The sequence below is a fragment of the Streptomyces sp. NPDC060205 genome, from assembly GCF_042728395.1.
GTDB lineage: Bacteria > Actinomycetota > Actinomycetes > Streptomycetales > Streptomycetaceae > Streptomyces.
In genome coordinates this window covers 1-18188 of record NZ_JBHWZP010000060.1, presented here as the reverse complement: position 1 = coordinate 18188, position 18188 = coordinate 1, and the positions used below count along the sequence as shown (strand labels likewise).

Annotated in this window: 13 protein-coding genes and 1 riboswitch; of the genes, 9 read left to right on the top strand and 4 right to left on the bottom strand. The window is 72.0% G+C overall.

Annotation, left to right across the window (positions count from 1 at the left end; genetic code table 11):
• A complete protein-coding gene (locus ACFWGJ_RS13630; protein ID WP_387323366.1) occupies positions 1-2061 on the top strand; it encodes a CocE/NonD family hydrolase in 2061 nt (686 codons plus the stop codon).
• Between the two features lie 340 nt (positions 2062-2401).
• Positions 2402-2566: riboswitch (cyclic di-AMP (ydaO/yuaA leader) on the top strand.
• Positions 2567-2569: 3 nt separating this feature from the next.
• Entirely contained in the window at positions 2570-3286 is a 717-nt protein-coding gene (locus tag ACFWGJ_RS13625) for a transglycosylase SLT domain-containing protein (protein WP_387323363.1), read from the top strand.
• Here ACFWGJ_RS13625 and ACFWGJ_RS13620 read toward each other — a convergent pair.
• From ACFWGJ_RS13620 to ACFWGJ_RS13610, 3 genes are all read right to left on the bottom strand, one after another.
• Positions 3280-4197 (bottom strand): HAD family hydrolase, encoded by a 918-nt coding sequence (locus tag ACFWGJ_RS13620; protein WP_387323360.1) that lies wholly within the window; start codon positions 4195-4197, stop codon positions 3280-3282. The genes ACFWGJ_RS13625 and ACFWGJ_RS13620 overlap by 7 nt on opposite strands.
• A 219-nt stretch (positions 4198-4416) precedes the next feature.
• Positions 4417-5694 carry an NAD(P)-binding domain-containing protein gene (locus ACFWGJ_RS13615; RefSeq protein WP_387323357.1) on the bottom strand — a complete coding sequence of 426 codons (1278 nt, stop codon included), beginning with the start codon at positions 5692-5694 and terminating at the stop codon, positions 4417-4419.
• A gap of 122 nt (positions 5695-5816) precedes the next feature.
• Positions 5817-7067, bottom strand: coding sequence for an ATP-grasp domain-containing protein (locus tag ACFWGJ_RS13610; RefSeq protein WP_387323354.1), 1251 nt, complete (start codon positions 7065-7067; stop codon positions 5817-5819).
• Between the two features lie 215 nt (positions 7068-7282).
• Between ACFWGJ_RS13610 and fahA the strand changes: the two genes are divergently transcribed.
• The 7 genes from fahA to ACFWGJ_RS13575 all read left to right on the top strand — a co-directional run bounded on the left by fahA (position 7283) and on the right by ACFWGJ_RS13575 (position 15899).
• A complete protein-coding gene (gene fahA / locus ACFWGJ_RS13605) occupies positions 7283-8533 on the top strand; it encodes a fumarylacetoacetase (RefSeq protein ID WP_387323352.1) in 1251 nt (416 codons plus the stop codon).
• 359 nt (positions 8534-8892) lie between these two features.
• A complete protein-coding gene (locus ACFWGJ_RS13600) occupies positions 8893-9672 on the top strand; it encodes a GntR family transcriptional regulator (protein ID WP_387323351.1) in 780 nt (259 codons plus the stop codon).
• A gap of 48 nt (positions 9673-9720) precedes the next feature.
• Positions 9721-9948 (top strand): ferredoxin family protein, encoded by a 228-nt coding sequence (locus tag ACFWGJ_RS13595; RefSeq protein ID WP_010986276.1) that lies wholly within the window; start codon positions 9721-9723, stop codon positions 9946-9948.
• Between the two features lie 15 nt (positions 9949-9963).
• Positions 9964-11352, top strand: a complete 1389-nt coding sequence (locus ACFWGJ_RS13590) for an ABC transporter substrate-binding protein (protein ID WP_387323349.1) — start codon at positions 9964-9966, stop codon at positions 11350-11352.
• Positions 11349-12230: an ABC transporter permease gene (locus ACFWGJ_RS13585; RefSeq protein WP_387323348.1), complete on the top strand. Its 882-nt coding sequence runs from the start codon at positions 11349-11351 to the stop codon at positions 12228-12230. The genes ACFWGJ_RS13590 and ACFWGJ_RS13585 overlap by 4 nt, the downstream gene beginning before the upstream one ends.
• Positions 12214-13038 (top strand): ABC transporter ATP-binding protein, encoded by an 825-nt coding sequence (locus ACFWGJ_RS13580; protein WP_387323346.1) that lies wholly within the window; start codon positions 12214-12216, stop codon positions 13036-13038. Before ACFWGJ_RS13585 ends, ACFWGJ_RS13580 begins: the two co-directional genes overlap by 17 nt.
• An 11-nt stretch (positions 13039-13049) precedes the next feature.
• Positions 13050-15899, top strand: a complete 2850-nt coding sequence (locus ACFWGJ_RS13575; protein ID WP_387323344.1) for a fumarate reductase/succinate dehydrogenase flavoprotein subunit — start codon at positions 13050-13052, stop codon at positions 15897-15899.
• A 135-nt stretch (positions 15900-16034) separates the two neighbouring features.
• Here the strand turns inward: ACFWGJ_RS13575 and recQ are convergent, their stop codons facing one another.
• Positions 16035-18029, bottom strand: a complete 1995-nt coding sequence (gene recQ / locus ACFWGJ_RS13570) for a DNA helicase RecQ (RefSeq protein WP_387323404.1) — start codon at positions 18027-18029, stop codon at positions 16035-16037.
• Positions 18030-18188: the final 159 nt, after the last annotated feature.

Sequence of the window (18188 nt, the reverse complement as noted above, 5' to 3'; positions counted from 1 at the left end):
ATGCGCATCCGTACGTCCTTCCCCTGCGAGACGTTTCACGAGGACATCCGCGTTCCCCTCGCGGACGGAACCAAGCTCTACGCGCGCGTGTGGCGTCCGCTCGGCGGCGAACCCGTACCGGCGCTGCTCGAATACCTCCCGTACCGGCTGACCGACTGGACCGCCCCGCGCGACTGGCAGCGCCACCCCTGGTACGCGGGCCACGGCTACGCCTCCGTGCGCGTGGACGTCCGCGGCCACGGCAACTCCGAGGGCCTGCCGGGTGACGAGTACTCCGCGACGGAACTGGCCGACGGCGTCGAGGTCGTCGACTGGCTCGCCGCCCAGCCCTGGTGCTCCGGCAAGGTCGGCATGTTCGGCATCTCCTGGGGCGGCTTCAACTCCCTCCAGATCGCGGCCCTCGCGCCCGAACCGCTCAAGGCCGTCGTCACGGTCTGCTCGTCGGACGACCGCTACGACAACGACGTGCACTACATGGGTGGTTCCGTACTCGCCGTCGACATGCACGCGTGGGCGGCGACCATGCTCGCGTTCGTGGCGCGCCCGCCCGATCCCGCGTACGTGGGCGAGTCCTGGCGCGACCTGTGGGTGGAACGACTGGAGTCGGTCGATCCGTTCCTGCACACCTGGCTCGCCCACCAGACGAGGGACGAGCAGTGGCGGCGCGGCAGCGTCTGCGAGGACTACTCGGCGATCCGGGCGGCCGTGCTGGCGGTCGGCGGCTGGCACGACCCGTACCGGGACACCGTGCTGCGTCTCGTGGAACACCTCCCGCCGGACCGCGTACGGGGCCTGATCGGGCCCTGGTCGCACCAGTACCCCGACCGGGGGCTGCCGCCGGGTCCCGCCATCGGCTTCCTCCAGGAGACGCTGCGCTGGTGGGACCACTGGCTGAAGGACACCGACACCGACACCGGGGCCGACAGCGGCGGCACCGGGGCCGGCGGCTCCGGCTCCGGCTCCGGTCCCGGCTCCGGAGTCATGTCCGAGCCGCTCCTTCGCTCGTACGTCAGCGACTCGCACCCTCCGGCGACGGTGTACCCGGTGCTGCCCGGCCGCTGGGTCGGCGACCCCGCCTGGCCCTCCCCCCTGGTCGCGCACGTCCCGTACACGCTCCAGGGCGCCCCCGTCACGGTGCGCTCCCCGCAGCACACCGGGCTGGACGCGGGCCGCTTCTTCCCCTTCGGCAACGAGGCCGATCTGCCGCCGGACCAGCGGGAGGAGGACGCGCGGTCGGTGTGCTTCGAGTTCGAGGTGCCGGAGGAGATCTGGGTACTGGGCCGTCCGCGCGTGCGCCTGAGGCTCACCTCCGCGGCGAAACGTGGACAAGTAGTGGCCCGTCTGTGCGACGTGGCACCCGACGGCTCCTCGACGCTGGTCACCCGAGGCGCCCTGAACCTGACAGCCCGTCATGGCCGTGACCAGGTGGTTCCCTGGGAACCGGGCTCCACGGAGGATGTGCTCTTCGAACTGAACGGCATCGGCCACGCCTTCCCGCCAGGCCATCGCATCCGGCTCGCGGTGTCCTCCGCGTACTGGCCGTGGATCTGGCCCCAGCCGGGCTCGGAGGCGGGCTTCACCCTCACTCCGTCCGGCAGCGAACTGGAACTACCGCTCCGCGCCCAGGAGTCGGACCCCTCCATCACCTTCGAGGAACCGGAGCAGTCGGCTCCGCTGGGCGTGAACTTCCCCGCCACACTGGACGAGCCGCGCCCCGAACGCCTCGTGGTCCGCGATGTCGCGAAGGGTGAATGGCGCCTGGAAGTGGATCCGCGATACGGCGGCACCCGGGTCTATCCGGACGGTCTCGAATTCACCGAGGACGCACTGGAGACGTACACGATCAATGAGTCCGACCCGTTGTCCGCGCGCACCCGGTCCGACTGGTCCGTGCGACTGCACCGGCCGGAAATGCCGTGGGACGCGAGTGTCGAGACGCACTCCGAAATCACCTGCGACGAGGCGGACTTCATCACCTCGAACGAAGTGATCTGCAGGGACGGCGACGAAGTGGTGTTCCACCGCACCTGGGAGAAAAGGATTCCGCGTACGGCGGGATGAGCCGGGGCGCTTTCACGTGCCTCCAGGACCGCACATGGCGCCCGTATCCGGCGCCCATGTCCGCTCCCACAGAATATTGCGTATCACCCTTTTTATGGACATTGGCCGCCCGCGCCAGTGAATTGAGTCACGCCCGCGCGGAATGATCGTTTTGCCGACTCTGCCGATTTCCCTTTGCGGAAAGCAAGTTGAACTTCACCTTCCGTTTCGATCAAGAGATATTCACCCGACATGGCAGTTCATTGGACTCGCCGCGTGAATGCGGGGCTTGTTCACGGCATGTGCTCTCGCATACGTTCACGTCACTCCGGACGGATCGCCTAATCCTGCCGCCGCCCGGAAATCCCAGTCACCCATTCACTCGCGTACGGCAGGAGCGGGGGACCCAGGTAAGCCGCCGTTCCGGACATCGGGACGGCTAGGGGTCAAGTCGCGCACCCCACGCGGCCGGGCATCTCCAGCCCGAACCCGACAGCTCACCTCGCAGGCGCCGGAGAGGACATTCGCCATGCCCGCACGAGGCAAGCACCGCCGCCCCAGAAACAGCACCCTCACCCGTGGCATCGTCGCCGCCGGGACGGGCGGAGCCGCACTCGCGCTCCCCCTCGTGGGAGCCACCGGCGCCCAGGCCGCCACCCCGAACGCGGTCCCCCAGGTCTCGCTGGTCACCTACAAGGTGGTCCAGGGCGACACCCTGTCCAAGATCGCCAAGGCGCACACCACGGGCGACTGGAAGAAGCTGTACAAGGCCAACCGCGCGGTCATCGGCGACGACCCGGGGGTCATCCGGCCGGGCCTCAAGCTGACCGTGGGCACGAAGAACGGCCAGACCTCGGCGAAGACGGCCACGGCGTCCAAGGCGTCCACGGCGTCCGCCGTCACCCCGGCCTCGGCGAAGACCTACACCGACGACCTCGACGGCTGGATCAGGCAGTCCCTGGACGTCATGGCCCAGCAGGGCATCCCGGGCACCTACGACGGCATCCACCGCAACATCATCCGCGAGTCGTCGGGCAACCCGCAGGCCATGAACAACTGGGACTCCAACGCGGTCGCCGGCACACCCTCGAAGGGGCTCCTGCAGGTCATCGACCCGACCTTCTCGGCCTACCACGTGACCGGTACGTCGCTGGACCCGTTCGACCCGGTCGCCAACATCACGGCGGCGTGCAACTACGCCGCCGCGCGCTACGGCTCGATCGACAACGTCTTCGGCGCCTACTGACCGACGCCCGAGCGGGCCCCCGGACCGGCCTGCCGGCCGACACGGGGGCCCGTCCGGTCGGTACGGCCCGTCCGGTCGGTCCCGTCCGCGCGATCGGTCCGGCCGGTGGAGAACATGCGCTCCAGGACCACCGCGATGCCGTCGTCCTCGTTCGAGAGGGTGATCTCGTCGGCGACGGACTTGAGTTCGGGATGCGCGTTGGCCATCGCCACCCCGCGCGCCGCCCAGTCGAACATCGGGATGTCGTTCGGCATGTCCCCGAAGGCGATGGTCTGCGCCGACGTCAGGCCCAGCCGGCCGGCGGCGAGCGCGAGGCCCGTGGCCTTCGTGATGCCGCATGGCTGGAGTTCGACGGTCCCGGGCCCCGACATCGTCACGGTGGCGAGGGAACCGACCGCTCCACGGGCGGCGGACGCCAACTCGTCGTCGGAGAGCAGGGAATGCCGCAGCAGCACCTTGCTGATGGGCCGGGTCCACAGGTCGTCGCGCCGCAGCACCCGTACCGCCGGCAGCGTCGGGTGGGGCATCTCGTACCCCGGCTCGATGAGCGTGAGTCCGTCGACCCCGTCCTGGTCGACGGCCGCGTACACCTCGCCGACCTCCGCCTCGATCTTGCCGAGAGCGACCTCGGCCAGCTCCCGTTCGAGCGTGACGGACCACACCATGCGGTCCGCGCCGGCGTCGTACAACTGCGCGCCCTGTCCGCACACCGCGAGCCCCTGGCTGCCGAGTTCGTCCAGCAGCGGCCGTACGCGCGGGGCGGGGCGCCCCGTCACCACGAGGTGCCGGGCGCCTGCCCCGACCGCCATCGCCAGCGCCGCGCGCGACCGGTCCGAGAGGGTGTCGTCGCCGCGCAGCAGCGTCCCGTCCAGGTCAGTGGCGATGAGTGAATATGCAATCGGTGGGGCCATGATCAGAGAATACGGATCGAATCCCCCAGCGACTCGACGGGAACCGGACGTCGTCCGGCACCCCGACCGTCCCACGCGTCGTCGCGGGCCCCAGCAGACCCCTGGAGTTCAGGCCGATCCCATGACATATCGGCCACCGGGCCGACCTGATTCACGCCCCCTCCAGACCGCCCGCGTGCGCCCGCGCGCGCTCCCACCGAGCGCGCCCGCGCCCCGGGTTCAGCGGTGCCGTGCCGCCAGATGCCGGACCAGCCGCGGCGAGGCGAACTCCGTCCCGCACACGAACCGCATCACCGGGCCGTACGAGGCCGCGGCCGGCAGCCCCGTGAAGTACAGACCGGGCACGGAGGAGCTGAATCCGGCGCCCAGCCTCGGTGTCCCGCGGCTGACGGCCAGCCGTGTCCGCAGCTCATGGCCGAGGAAGTCCATCGCGGCGAGGTCGACGCGATAGCCGGTCGCGGCGACGACGTGGTCCGCGGAGAGTTCCTCGATGCGGCCCCCGAGGGTCCGGACGGTGAGGGCGGGCCGCCCGGCCGACCCGCCGGAGGCGCGGAGGATGCGCGCCACCTCGCTCACCCGCACCTTGTCCTCGAACCGGTCGCGCAACCACCAGGCGCCGAGCGGGCCGAGGACACTGCGGACCAGGAAGTGCCGCACGGGCGGGGGCAGATGGCGGTACGGCTGGGGGTAGTAGGTGAGGGCCCACAGCGACCAGGCCCGGCCGAACGGCGACTCGGGGCGCAGCAACGGCTGCTGCCACGGGGGCGCGCCGAAGTCGACAGACCCCTTTCCGCGCGCCACCACGCGCACGTGTGCGCCCGTCTCGGCGGCGAGCGCCGCCGTCTCCAGGGCGGACTGGCCCGCGCCGACGACGATCAGCTCCTTGCCGGAGAACCGGGACAGGTCGTGCAGTTGCGAGCTGTGCGAGACCGGACCGGTGGGTGTCGGCCCGTCGGGCGCGGCCACGGCCAGTTCACGGGGCAGGTGCGCGAAACCGGACAGACCGGTCGCCACGACGACCGCCCGGGCGGTGAACACCTCCCCCGAGTCCAGCTTGAGTTCGAAGCCCCCGGGCCCTCCACCCGATCCGCCGCCGGGTCCCCTCCCGGCGGTGGCACGCCTCCCGCGACGGTTCTCCCGCAGGTCGGAGCGGCGGTCGACCGAGACGACGCGCACCCGTTCCAGTTCCGGCACGAGCCGCTGCTGGAACCACTGCCCGTACGCGACGAACGTCTCGACCGGGATGATGTCCTCGTCCGTGACCAGGCGGCGAACGCCCGCCGCCTCGCAGTAGTCGACGAGATCGTGCCCCGGCTGCGGGGCGTCGATGTTCGAGGCGGCCGGTGTCGACTTGAGGAGCATCCCCTCGGGCATGTTCGCCCGCCAGCTCACCATGGGTTCACCGAACACCCGTACCGGAATGCCGCGCGCCCTCAGATGCGCGGCGGTGGACAGGCCGAAAGGCCCGGCACCGATCACTGCCACCGGCTCCATCACGAAGTCCCCTCCCCAGAACGCCACTTCGTCAGTCCGTGGTCACCCGCAGCCGCCCTCCACGGCTGCGGGCCTGCTTCTCCCCCGCTCCCCCGCTCCGCCGGCCCGTCGCGGACCGGCCGTGGTCACCGATGGCTTGGCGCCGCCCGGGCGCCGCGGCGGCCGTCCCTCCACAGCTGGTACAGATGCTTCGCGCCGGGCCGTACGAAGCGCGCGAGCATCGTGAAGAACGGCCGCAGGTCGTCCGCCGCCAGCCACGCCAGCTCCGTACCGCTCGCGCGGTCGGGAGCGTGCGGTGTCGTGTAGCCGCTGCGGCGGTACGCGAGCAGGGCCGGCAGGTCGATGTTCTCCACGATGTAGCGGCGGCCGGCGAGCTGTTCCCCCTCCGGAACGGCCCGGCCGGTGAGATCCAGATGCATGGCGCGGATGACGTCGATCCCCGACTCGTTCTCGAAGAGCCGGAACTGGGCGCCCATCCGCGGATTGAAGTCCAGCAGTTTGTACCGGCCGTCGCGGCGGTCGAAGCGCAGGTCGAGGTCGACGACACCGCTGAAGCCGATCTGCTTGATGAACCGCGCGGCCAGGTCCGCCAGTTCCGGGTTGTCGACGACGTACGCGTTCGCCGTCATGCCCGCGTGCGGGGGCCAGGAGCGGACCTTGACGCCGGTGAACATCGCGAGCGGCGCCGAGTCCGCGTCGAAGTAGGCGTGCACGATCCAGTCCTCGGCATCCTCCCTCGGCAGATACTCCTGGAGGATCACGCCGGGCGGCTCGCCCCAGTCGCGGGCGAGCCGTAACAGGCCCTCCTGGGTGGCGATGCGCGTCGTCCCGTGCACGGCCGGCCGCGCGCGGCGCACGAACGCCTCCCGGTTCTTGGCCACGAGCGGGAACCTCGCCTTCGCGGCGAAGTCCTCGATCTCCCCGTACGACCGGGGGAACGCCGCCTCCGGGCTGGGGACGCCGTGCTCGACGCAGAGTTCGTGCAGCCCCTGCTTGCTGGCCAGGCGCCGGGGCAGCGCGGCCCCCACCCTGGGGAACAGGAAGTTTCCCGTGAGCTCGGCCTGGTGCTCGGCGATCAGGACCGCGGCCTCCTCGTCGGTCGGGATGAGGACCGCCGGGCGGCCGATCCTGCGCCCGACCCGCAGCAGGCCCTCGACGAGCCGCTCCGCCCGCTCCGTCCCCGTGGTCGGCCAGACGAACGCGCGCCGCAGATGGCGCGAGACCGCGGCAGGCGTGTATCTGTCCTCGGTGATCGCGTACATCGGGACCCCCAGCCGTCCCAGGCTGCGGATCGCGCCCACTCCGCCGTGGTGCAGCGGGTAGTGGCCGAACTTCACGATCAGGCCGGGTACTTCCCGGTCCAGGTACAACGGCACGCTGGCAGAGCTTTTGGCCACGGGTCCCCCCACGTGTCCCACACATCTCTGGACCCGGACCCACCCCGTCCGTGCCCCCCTGAAGGAAGCTAAGCCGGAATGAACCCCTCCGACCCCACCCTTAATCGGACATTGCGAACTCTTTAGACACTGCCCTCAGGCGGCGCCTCCCCGTAACGTGTGCTCCACCCACACGGAAAGCGAGGCAGCACCCCATGCCCCCCTTCGATGTCCCCGAGGGCGATCCCTTCGGCCCGCACAATCTTCCGTACGGCGTCTTCTCCCTGAACAGCGCTCCGGACGGCTCCCCGGACGGCGCGGGCCGCCGGAGTGTGGGCGTACGGCTGGGCGACCACGTCCTGGACGCGGGTGCCGCCGCGGTGGAACTGGGCTCCCCGTACGCCGCCCTGCTCGCCCGCCCCACCCTCAACCCGCTCCTCGCGGCCGGCCGCACGGCGTGGTCGGACGTCCGGCGGGCGCTCACCGCGTGGGTGACGGTGCCCGCCCACCGCGAGACCGTCGCGCCCCTGATGCACCCGCTCTCCGAGGTGACCCTCCATCTCCCCTTCGAGGTGGCCGACTACGTCGACTTCTACGCCTCCGAGAACCACGCCCGCAACGTCGGCCAGATCTTCCGCCCCGACGCCGAGGACTCCCTGACCCCCAACTGGAAGCACCTGCCGATCGGTTACCACGGCCGGTCGGGCACGGTGGTGGTCTCCGGGACCGACGTCGTACGCCCCGCGGGCCAGCGCAAGGCTCCGGCGGACCCGGCGCCGGTCTTCGGGCCGTCCGTGCGGCTGGACATCGAGGCGGAGGTCGGCTTCGTCGTCGGCACGCCCTCCCCGATGGGCACGCCGGTGCCGCTGGGCGACTTCCGCGACCACGTCTTCGGGCTCTGCCTCCTCAACGACTGGTCCGCGCGCGACCTCCAGGCCTGGGAGTACGTCCCTCTCGGCCCCTTCCTCGGCAAGTCCTTCGCCACGTCGGTGTCGGCCTGGATCACACCGCTCGACGCACTGGAGGACGCCCGGGTCGCGCCCCCCACGCGCACGCACCCCCTCCTGCCCTACCTGGACGACACCACCGAGGAAGCCTCGGAGGACCCGGGCGGCTACGACCTGCGCATCTCCGTCGCCGTCAACGGTCACGTGGTGTCCGAGCCGCCGTTCTCCACGATGTACTGGACGGCCGCGCAGCAGCTGGCCCACATGACCGTGAACGGGGCCTCGCTGCGCACGGGCGACCTGTACGGGTCGGGCACGGTGAGCGGGGCCGAGGACGGCGAACGGGGTTCGCTCCTCGAACTGACCTGGAACGGCCGGGACACCCTCGAACTCCCCACCGGCAAGCGAACGTTCCTGGAGGACGACGACGTGGTAACCCTGACGGCCTGGGCCCCGGGCCCCCACGGCACCCGGGTCGCCCTCGGCGAGGTAACAGGCAGGGTGGTGCCAACCGCGTAGCCGGCCCTTCAGGGGCGCGGGGAACTGCGCGACCAGCCCCCACCGGGCCCGCACCCGTGCACGTACCGACCGTCCCCGCCAGGAGCACCCTCAAGGGCCGCCCGCCAGGGCGCCCGTCAGGGCCGCCCGGCGGGGGCGCCCGTCAGGGGCGCGGGGAACTGCGCGACCAGCCCCCACCGGGCCGCACCCGACCAACGACCCCGCGTCAGCGAATCCGGCACACCCAAGCGGCCAGCGCAGTGGCAGATCTTGCTGCCCCCCGGGCATAAGCCCAGCTCAACCGCCCACCCCGCGGAGCGACCGGTGGCGCAACACTCCGGCAACACCAACTCCCCCACCCCCTGGGTATGGTCCGTCGCATGCCCACCGAACGCATCCGAGAGCACGCCGGCCAGGGCGCGACCACCGTCGCCGCCCACCGGCGCAGGCTGCGTGCGGACCAGGCCAGGCAGCTCGCCGACCTGCTGCGCCAGCAGGTGCTGACGGGCGGCTTCCCGGACGGCACGCTGCCGCACGAGACCGCCATCGGCGCCGACTACCGCACCACGCGCAACACCGTGCGCCAGGCCCTCGACCTGCTGCGGGCCGAGGGCCTGGTGGAACGGCTGCCCGGCGTCGGCACGGTCGTCGTCGCCGAGAAGTACCCGCACGGGCTCGACCGGCTGATGGGACTCGCGGAGACCCTGCGCGAACACGGCCGGGTCAGCAACGAGGTCCGCTCGGCCGGCCCCGTCGCCGCACCGGCCCCGGTCGCCGAGCGCCTGCGCGTACCCGTCGGCTCCGACGTCCTCTACATCGAACGGCTCAGGCGGCTGAACGGTCTCCCGCTCTCCCTCGACCTCACCTACATCCCGCTCGACCTCGGCACCGCCCTGCTCGGCGCCGACCTGGAGAACACCGACGTCTTCCGCCTCCTGGAAGCCATCACCGGACAGCCGCTCGGACACGCCGAGATCACCCTGGAGGCCGTCAACGCCGACGCGCACTCCGCGACCGTGCTGCAGGCCCCGCGCGGCTCGGCCGTCCTGATGCTGGAACGTCTCACGCACCTCGCCGACGGCCGCCCCGTCGACCTGGAGTTCATCCGCTTCCGCGGCGACCGCATCACGATGAGCGGTCTGCTGCGCCGCTCGCTCTGACTCCTTCACCCCCTCGCCCGCTCCGGCGGGACTTCCCTGGAGACAGCCATGCCCTTGGCGCCCCAGCGGGCCGACGTGCCCGTGACCATCGACGAGTCGAAGTGCATCGACGGCTGCACGCTCTGTGTGGACATGTGCCCGCTGGACTCCCTCGCCATCGACGAAAGCAACGGCAAGGCCTACATGCACGTCGACGAGTGCTGGTACTGCGGCCCGTGCGCGGCCCGCTGTCCCACCGGAGCCGTCACGGTCAACATGCCCTATCTGCTCCGGTGAGAGGCCCGAACCCCCATGACCTCCAAGAAACGCGTGCCCCCGAGGCGCTCCGCGGTCGCGGTCACCGCCGTCGCCCTGCTGCTCCCGCTGGCCGGCTGCGGCGGCGACGCCGAGGCCGGTGACGGCTCCACGGTCACCGTCACCGTCGGCTACCAGTCCAAGACCATCAACACGGTCACCGCGGGCACCCTCCTGCGCTCCCTCGGCTACTTCGAGAAGCAGCTGAACGCGCTGGGCGACGGCAGGACCTACAAGGTGAACTGGCAGGACTACGCGACCGGCGCCCCGATCACCGCGCAGATGACCGCCGGGAAGATCGACATCGGTTCGATGGGCGACTTCCCGCTGCTGATCAACGCGGCCCGCGGCACCCAGCTCGGCCGCCCCACCCGCCTCGTCTCCGTCACCGGCTACAACCTGCGCGGCGGCCTCAACACCATCGTCACCGCACCGGACTCGAAGCTCTCCTCGCTGAAGGACCTGCGCGGCAAGAAGGTGTCGACGAGCATCGGCTCGGCGGCCGACGGCACCCTCGTACGGGCCCTGCAGCGCGCCGGGATCGACCCGCAGGACGACATCGACAAGCTCAACCAGCAGCCCGCGGTGGGGGCTTCGGCGCTCTCGGCGGGCAGCGCGGACGCGCTCTCGCAGTTCGTCGCCTGGCCCGGCCTGCTCGCCTTCCAGGGCAAGGCGAAAGCCCTCTACGACGGCGCCGAACTGAACCTGCCGACCTTCCACGGCGTCACCGCCCGCCAGGACTTCGCGAAGGAGCGCCCCGCCGTCCTCGAAGCGTTCCTCAAGGCGCAGTCGCAGGCGACGGACTACCTCCACGACCACCCGGTGAGCGCGTCGGAGAAGGTCGCGAAGGCGACCGGACTGCCCGCCGAGGTCGTCCACCTCTACAACGGCGGGCACGGCATCGCCACCTTCGGCCTGGCACTGCAGCCCCGGCTGATCTCCGCCCTGAAGAAGGACGTCGCCGTCCTGAAGTCCGCGAAGCTCGTCGGGGACGTCGACGTGGACGCCTTCGTGGACGACCGGTACGTCAAGCGCGCCCTGGGCACGAGCGCGTACGCCGAACAGCTCACCGCGGCACCTCCCGCCGCCGCGAGCGAGGTGTGGACCGAGGGCGCCATCGAGACCCGTACCTTCACGTCGCCCTCCGCTCTCCTGCGTCACGTCTTCGCGCACAAGGCCTCCGTCCGTGCCGCGTACGTCCCCGACACCACCACCGGCACCCTCTGGTTCGCCGACAAGGCCGTCTGGGTCGCCGACAAAGACGCGCTGCTTCCGTTTGTCACGGCGTCCGCCGCGCGGGCGTACGCCGCCGGGCACGAGGGCGCGCGCACGGTCCCGTACGCCGAGGCGCTGGCGCGTGCGGCGGACGCTCCGGAGTCGTCGTGAGGGGGCGCACCGGAGCGGCCCGCTACGCGCTGCGCGCCGCCTCCCTCGCCACCGCCCTGGTCGCCTGGCAGTTGCTGACCAGCCTGGACGTGGACCTGTGGCTGCGGTTCTCGCAGTTCCCGACCGTCGCCGACGTGGCCCGCGCCTTCGGCGAACGGCTCGGCGGGGACGACTACTGGACGGACCTCACCGACAGCCTCACCCGGATCCTCACCGGCTTCCTCCTGGCGGCCGTCCTCGGCATCGCGACCGGCGTGGCCGTGGCCCGCTCCCGGCTCGCCGAGGACCTGCTCGGCCCGCTCCTCGAAGTGCTCAGGCCGATCCCCGCGATCGCCCTCGTCCCGGTGGCGATCCTGCTGTTCCCCAGCAACGAACAGGGCATCGTCTTCATCACCTGCGCGGCAGCCTTCTTCCCCGTGCTCGTCTCCACCCGGCACGCGGTCCGCGCGCTGACCCCCGTCTGGGAGGAGGCGGTGCGCACCATGGGCGGCGGGCGCGGCCGGATCCTCGCCACCGTGGTCCTGCCGGGCGCCCTGCCCGGCATCTTCGGCGGCCTCTCGGTCGGCATCGGCGTCTCGTGGATCTGTGTGATCTCCGCCGAGATGATCTCCGGCCAGTACGGCGTCGGCTACCGCACCTGGCAGGACTACACCGTCGTCGACTACCCCGGCGTCTTCGTCGGCATGGTGACGATCGGCGTCCTGGGCTGGCTCACCTCCACGGCCGTGGAACTCCTCGGCCGGCGCCTGACCCGCTGGCTCCCCCGCACCTCGTACGTCCCCGGGGCACGCGCCAGGACACCCGGGCGCCCTGCTCCGACCGGCCCCGCCCCCACCGCCGTCCGGCCCGAGGAGGCCCGCGATGAGCACCTCGTCTGAGACCCGCACGTCCACCGGACCGGCCCCGGCGGCTCCGGTGGCCCCGGCAGCTCCGGCGGACGAGCCCGCGCCGGTACGCGGCACCCGGCTCACCCTCCGTGCGGCCACCCTCGGCCGCCCCGACTCCACCGCCCTCCATGCCGTCGACCTGGACGTCTCGCCGGGCGAGATCCTCACCGTCGTCGGCTCCTCGGGCTGCGGCAAGTCGACGCTGCTGCGCACCCTGGCCGGACTGCTGCCCGCCCTGGCCGGGACCGTGGAACAGGACGGCCGGCGGATCGAGGGACCGGCGGCCACCCGCGCGCTGGTCTTCCAGGAAGACGCCCTGCTCCCCTGGCGCACCTTGCGCGCCAACGTCGAACTCCCGCTGGCCGTCCAGGGCGTGCCGCGCGCCGAACGCAGGAGGCAGGCCGGGTCCTGGCTCGACCGGGTCGGACTCGCCGACCGGTCGGGGCAGTTGCCGCACCGCGTCTCCGGGGGCCAGCGCCAGCGCGCGCAGCTGGCCCGCGCGCTCGCCGCGCGTCCGCGCGCCGTCCTGATGGACGAACCGTTCGGCGCCCTCGACGCCCAGACCCGCGCCGGCATGCAGGACCTGCTGGTGGAGGTGCTGCACGGCACGGGCGCCACCGTCGTCTTCGTCACCCACGACGTGGACGAGGCCCTGTTCCTCGGGGACCGCGTGGCGCTCCTCGGAGCCGGCCGGCTGACCGCCGTACGCGAGGTGCCCCACCCCCGCGACCGTACGGCGCACGACGACCCGGCGCGGGTGGCCCTGCGGCGCGCAGTCCTCACCTCCCTCAGCACCTGAAAGGCACCTTGGTGAAAACCCCGGCCGGCCCGGACGCTCCGGGCACCCTTGTGGAGATCCCCGCTCTCGGTGACGCCGAGGAGCTCTCCTGCGACGTCCTCGTCATCGGCGGCGGTACGGCCGGCACGATGGCGGCGCTGACCGCCGCCGAGCACGGGGCCGACGTGCTCCTCCTGGAGAAGGCGCACGTGCGGCACTCCGGCGCGCTCGCCATGGGCATGGACGGCGTCAACAACGCGGTCGTCCCCGGCCGCGCCGAACCCGACGACTACGTCGCCGAGATCACCCGCGCCAACGACGGCATCGTCGACCAGTCCACCGTCCGCCAGACCGCCACCCGCGGCTTCGCTATGGTCCAGCGGCTGGAGTCGTACGGCGTGAAGTTCGAGAAGGACGAGTACGGCGAGTACGCGGTCCGCCAGGTCCACCGGTCCGGCTCGTACGTGCTGCCGATGCCCGAGGGCAAGGACGTGAAGAAGGTCCTCTACCGGCAGCTGCGGCGGCGCGAGATGCGCGAACGCATCCGGATCGAGAACCGCGTGATGCCGGTGCGCGTACTGACCGACGGCGGGCGGGCGGTGGGCGCGGCGGGTTTCAACACCCGTACCGGGCAGTTCGTCACCGTCCGCGCGGGCGCGGTGATCCTGGCGACCGGTGCCTGCGGCCGGCTCGGCCTGCCCGCCTCCGGCTACCTCTACGGGACGTACGAGAACCCGACGAACGCCGGTGACGGCTACGCCATGGCCTACCACGCGGGCGCCGAACTCACCGGTATCGAATGCTTCCAGATCAATCCGCTGATCAAGGACTACAACGGCCCCGCCTGCGCGTACGTCGCCAATCCCTTCGGCGGCTACCAGGTCAACCGGCACGGCGAGCGCTTCGTCGACTCCGACTACTGGTCGGGGCAGATGATGGCGGAGTTCGCCGCGGAGGTCGCCTCCGACCGCGGCCCCGTCTACCTCAAGCTCAGCCATCTCCCCGAGGAGTCGATCGCCTCGCTGGAGTCGATCCTGCACTCCACCGAGCGGCCCACCCGCGGCACCTTCCACGCCGGGCGCGGCCACGACTACCGCACGCACGACGTCGAGATGCACATCTCCGAGATCGGTCTGTGCGGCGGCCACTCCGCCTCGGGCGTACGGGTCGACGACCAGGCCCGTACGACCGTGCCGCGGCTGTACGCCGCCGGGGACCTGGCCTGTGTCCCGCACAACTACATGATCGGCGCGTTCGTGTTCGGGGATCTCGCGGGGGCGGACGCGGCGCAGTACCGCGCCCACGAGGGCGAGTTGCCGCAGGACCAGCTGCGCGAGGCGCACGAGCTGGTCTACCGTCCGCTGCGCAATCCGGACGGGCCGCCCCAGACCCAGGTCGAGTACAAGCTCCGCCGTTTCGTGAACGACTACGTCGCCCCTCCCAAGTCCGGGGCGCGGCTGTCGCTCGCCCTGGAGTCCTTCGAGCGGATGCGCGCGGACATCGCCGAGATGGGCGGGCGTACTCCGCACGAGCTGATGCGGTGCGCGGAGGTGACCTTCATCCGCGACTGCGCGGAGATGGCGGCCCGTTCCTCGCTGGCCCGCACCGAGTCCCGCTGGGGTCTCTACCACGACCGCACGGACCATCCCGCGCGCGACGACTCCTCCTGGTTCCACCACCTCGACCTGCACAAGTCCCCCTCCGGTTCGATGACTTTCACCGCTCGTCCCGTCGCTCCCTACGCCGTCCCCGTCGACGGTTTCGCCCCCGTGGGAGGGCCGTCCCGGCACATCGGCGAGGTCCACCCCGAGGGGGTGGCCACGGCCGGCGCCCGGGACGCGGCGCCGGTGGCCGCCGGGCCCACCACTGCCGCAACGGCCGTTTCCGGGACAGCCGTTTCCGTGGCGGCCGTCGCCGGCGCGGCCGGTATCGACACCGGCCCGCAGGCTCAGGCCGCCGCCGGTGCCTCGCCGCGGCTCCTCGAACTTCTCGCCCTCGCCGAGGAGGAGCCCGAACTCGGTGCCGTCCTGCCCCATCTCGGCGACCCCGAGCCCGCCGTGCGACGGGCGGCCGTCGCCGTGCTCACCGAGACCGCCCCCGTCGGTACGGGTCCCGCGCTGGCCGGTGCGCTCGCCGACGCCGACCCTGCCGTACGGGCCGCCGCCGCGGCCTCGCTGCGCGAACTCGTCGAGACGCTCACACCCGAACCGGCGCTGCGCGACCCGCTCACGCTCGCCCTCGCCCAGCCCGACCCCGTCGTGCGCGCCGCCGCGCTCGACGTGCTGCGGGCCCTGCGGCTGGGCGACGCCGACCTCTTCGCCCCCGCGCTGGACGACCCCGACGTCTCCGTCCGCATCGAGGCGGTCCGGGCGCTGGTGTCGGTCGACGCGGCCGACGCCCTGGCCCTGGCGGCGGCCGACCCCTCCCGCGAGGTGCGGGTCACCGTGGCCAAGGCGCTGGCCACGGTGAGCGCGGGCGCCGGGGCCGGTGTCGTCCTCGGTGCGCTCGACCGGCTCACCGAGGACGCGGATGCGTTGGTCCGCGGTGCCGCCTTCGCCTCGCTGGGCGGGGCGGGGGGCTCGGCGGGGTCGGCCGCGCGGGCCGTCCGTGCCCTGTCCGACCCCGCGTGGCAGGTGCGGGCGGGGGCCGCCGCCGCGCTGTCCGTCGCGGATGCCAACGTTGCCGTGCCGGCGCTCGCCGAGGCGCTGGGCGATCCGAACGCGGACGTCCGCAAGGCGGCGGTGCTGGCGCTCGTCCGGCACGCGGGTTCGAAGGCCGCCGACGACTCGACCGCGGTGGCCGAAGCCGCGCGGACGGCGCTCGCCGGCGTCTCGGCGGACACCGACGCGGATGTCAGGGCCTACGCGTCACGGGCGTTGTGACGTGACGCGCGGGCCGGTGGGGGCTGGTCGCGCAGTTCCCCGCGCCCCTGAAGGGCAGGGCTTGCGGAAACGTGTCGAGTGCGGCCCGGTGGGGGCTGGTCGCGCAGTTCCCCGCGCCCCTTCGGGGCGGGGCCGCTACGCGTCCCAGTCCTCCGGTTCTGGTTCCGGTTCCATTTCTGGCCAGTGGAGGTCGGGGTCGCCGTCGCTGCGGCGTTGCGGGGTCGGCTTGTCGGTTCCTGTGGGCTTGTCCAGGGCTGCGAGGACCCCGACCACGCCCTCCCCGTACGTCGCCAGTTTCTTCTCGCCGATGCCGCTGATGCCGCCCAGCTCCGGGACCGAGGTGGGCCACAGCGTGGCGATCTCCCGCAGGGTCGCGTCGTGGAAGATGACGTACGCCGGGACGCCCTGTTCCTTGGCCTGGCCCGCGCGCCAGGAGCGCAGCGCCTCGAAGGCGGGGAGCAGTTCGGAGGGCATCTCGGCCGCCGCGGCTGCCGCCTTCGCCTTGCGTTCGGCCCGGCCGGAACCGGACGAGGAGGACGAGCCGCGGGACGTCGCCGGCTTCGGCTGCTCCTTGCGCAGCGGCACCTCCCGCTCGCGCCGCAGCACCGTCCCGCTCGCCTCGGTCAGGACCAGCGTCCCGTACGCGCCCTCGACCGCGAGGAGACCCTGGGCCAGCATCTGCCGGACTACACCGCGCCACGCGCCCTCGTCCAGTTCCTCGCCGATGCCGAAGACGGACAGCTGGTCGTGGTCGAACTGGATGACCTTGGCCGTCTTGCGCCCGAGCAGGATGTCGACGATCTGGATCGCCCCGAACTTCTGCCCCCGCTCGCGCTGCAGCCGCACCACGGTGGACAGCACCTTCTGGGCCGCGACCGTGCCGTCCCAGGTCTCCGGCGGGACCAGGCAGGTGTCGCAGTTCCCGCACGCCTCGGCCACGTCGTCCTGGCCGAAGTAGGTGAGCAGCTGACCGCGCCGGCACCGGGCGGTCTCGCACAGCGCGAGCATCGCTTCGAGGTGCGCGGCGGCGCGGCGGCGGAACGCCTCGTCGCCCTCGCTCGACTGGATCATCTTGCGCTGTTGTATGACGTCGTTCAGGCCGTAGGCCATCCAGGCCGTGGACGGCATCCCGTCACGGCCCGCGCGGCCCGTCTCCTGGTAGTAGCCCTCGACGGACTTGGGCAGATCCAGGTGGGCGACGAAACGGACGTCCGGCTTGTCGATGCCCATGCCGAAGGCGATGGTCGCGCACACCACCAGGCCCTCCTCGCGCAGGAACCGCGACTGGTGGGCGGCGCGCGTGCCCGAGTCGAGGCCCGCGTGGTACGGCACCGCCGCGATGCCGTTGCGGGCGAGGAACTCGGCCGTCTTCTCCACCGAGTTGCGCGACAGGCAGTACACGATGCCCGCGTCGCCCGCGTGCTCCTCCTGGAGGAAGGCCAGCAGCTGCTTCTTGGGGTCGGCCTTCGGCACGATGCGGTACTGGATGTTGGGCCGGTCGAAGCTGGCCACGAAGTGGCGGGCGTCCGGCATGCCCAGGCGCTCGGTGATCTCCCGGTGCGTCGCGTGCGTGGCCGTCGCGGTCAGCGCGATGCGCGGGACGTCCGGCCAGCGCTCGCCCAGCAGGGAGAGCGAGAGGTAGTCGGGGCGGAAGTCGTGGCCCCACGAGGAGACGCAGTGCGCCTCGTCGATCGCGAAGACGGAGATCTTTCCGCGCTTGAGGAGGTCGAGCGTGGACTCCAGGCGCAGCCGCTCCGGCGCGAGGTAGATCAGGTCGAGCTCGCCCGCGAGGAACTCGGCCTCGACCGTGCGCCGCTCGTCGAAGTCCTGCGTGGAGTTCATGAACCCGGCGCGCACGCCGAGCGCCCGCAGCGCGTCCACCTGGTCCTGCATCAGTGCGATGAGCGGCGAGACCACCACACCCGTACCCGGTCTGACCAGGGCCGGAATCTGGTAGCAGAGCGACTTTCCGCCGCCGGTGGGCATGAGGACGACCGCGTCCCCGCCGCTCACCACATGCTCGATGACGGCTTCCTGCTCGCCGCGGAAGGCCTCGTACCCGAAGACCCGGTGGAGCGTTGCGAGCGCTTCGCTCTCCGCCACCTCTGTCATCACACCCGTCCCGCCCATCGTCCCGTCCCCCGTACGTCGCGCCTCGACCACTGCGTCCACGATAGGGGTCCGCACCGACAGCGTCGGAGTTATCCACAGGCTGCGACGGAGTATCTGCGCGGCGTGCCCGTCCGAGCGTGCCCCGGGAACGGCGTGGGCCCCGGTTCCGGGCGGAAC

Bases quoted from the DNA above. Each gene is read 5' to 3' on its own strand.
- ACFWGJ_RS13580 (WP_387323346.1), top strand. From the start codon at position 12,214: ATGAGCACCTCGTCTGAGACCCGCACGTCCACCGGACCGGCCCCGGCG.
- ACFWGJ_RS13625 (WP_387323363.1), top strand. From the start codon at position 2,570: ATGCCCGCACGAGGCAAGCACCGCCGCCCCAGAAACAGCACCCTCACC.
- ACFWGJ_RS13620 (WP_387323360.1), bottom strand. From the start codon at position 4,197: ATGGCCCCACCGATTGCATATTCACTCATCGCCACTGACCTGGACGGG.
- ACFWGJ_RS13630 (WP_387323366.1), top strand. From the start codon at position 1: ATGCGCATCCGTACGTCCTTCCCCTGCGAGACGTTTCACGAGGACATC.
- recQ (WP_387323404.1), bottom strand. From the start codon at position 18,029: ATGGGCGGGACGGGTGTGATGACAGAGGTGGCGGAGAGCGAAGCGCTC.
- ACFWGJ_RS13595 (WP_010986276.1), top strand. From the start codon at position 9,721: ATGCCCTTGGCGCCCCAGCGGGCCGACGTGCCCGTGACCATCGACGAG.
- ACFWGJ_RS13590 (WP_387323349.1), top strand. From the start codon at position 9,964: ATGACCTCCAAGAAACGCGTGCCCCCGAGGCGCTCCGCGGTCGCGGTC.
- ACFWGJ_RS13600 (WP_387323351.1), top strand. From the start codon at position 8,893: ATGCCCACCGAACGCATCCGAGAGCACGCCGGCCAGGGCGCGACCACC.
- fahA (WP_387323352.1), top strand. From the start codon at position 7,283: ATGCCCCCCTTCGATGTCCCCGAGGGCGATCCCTTCGGCCCGCACAAT.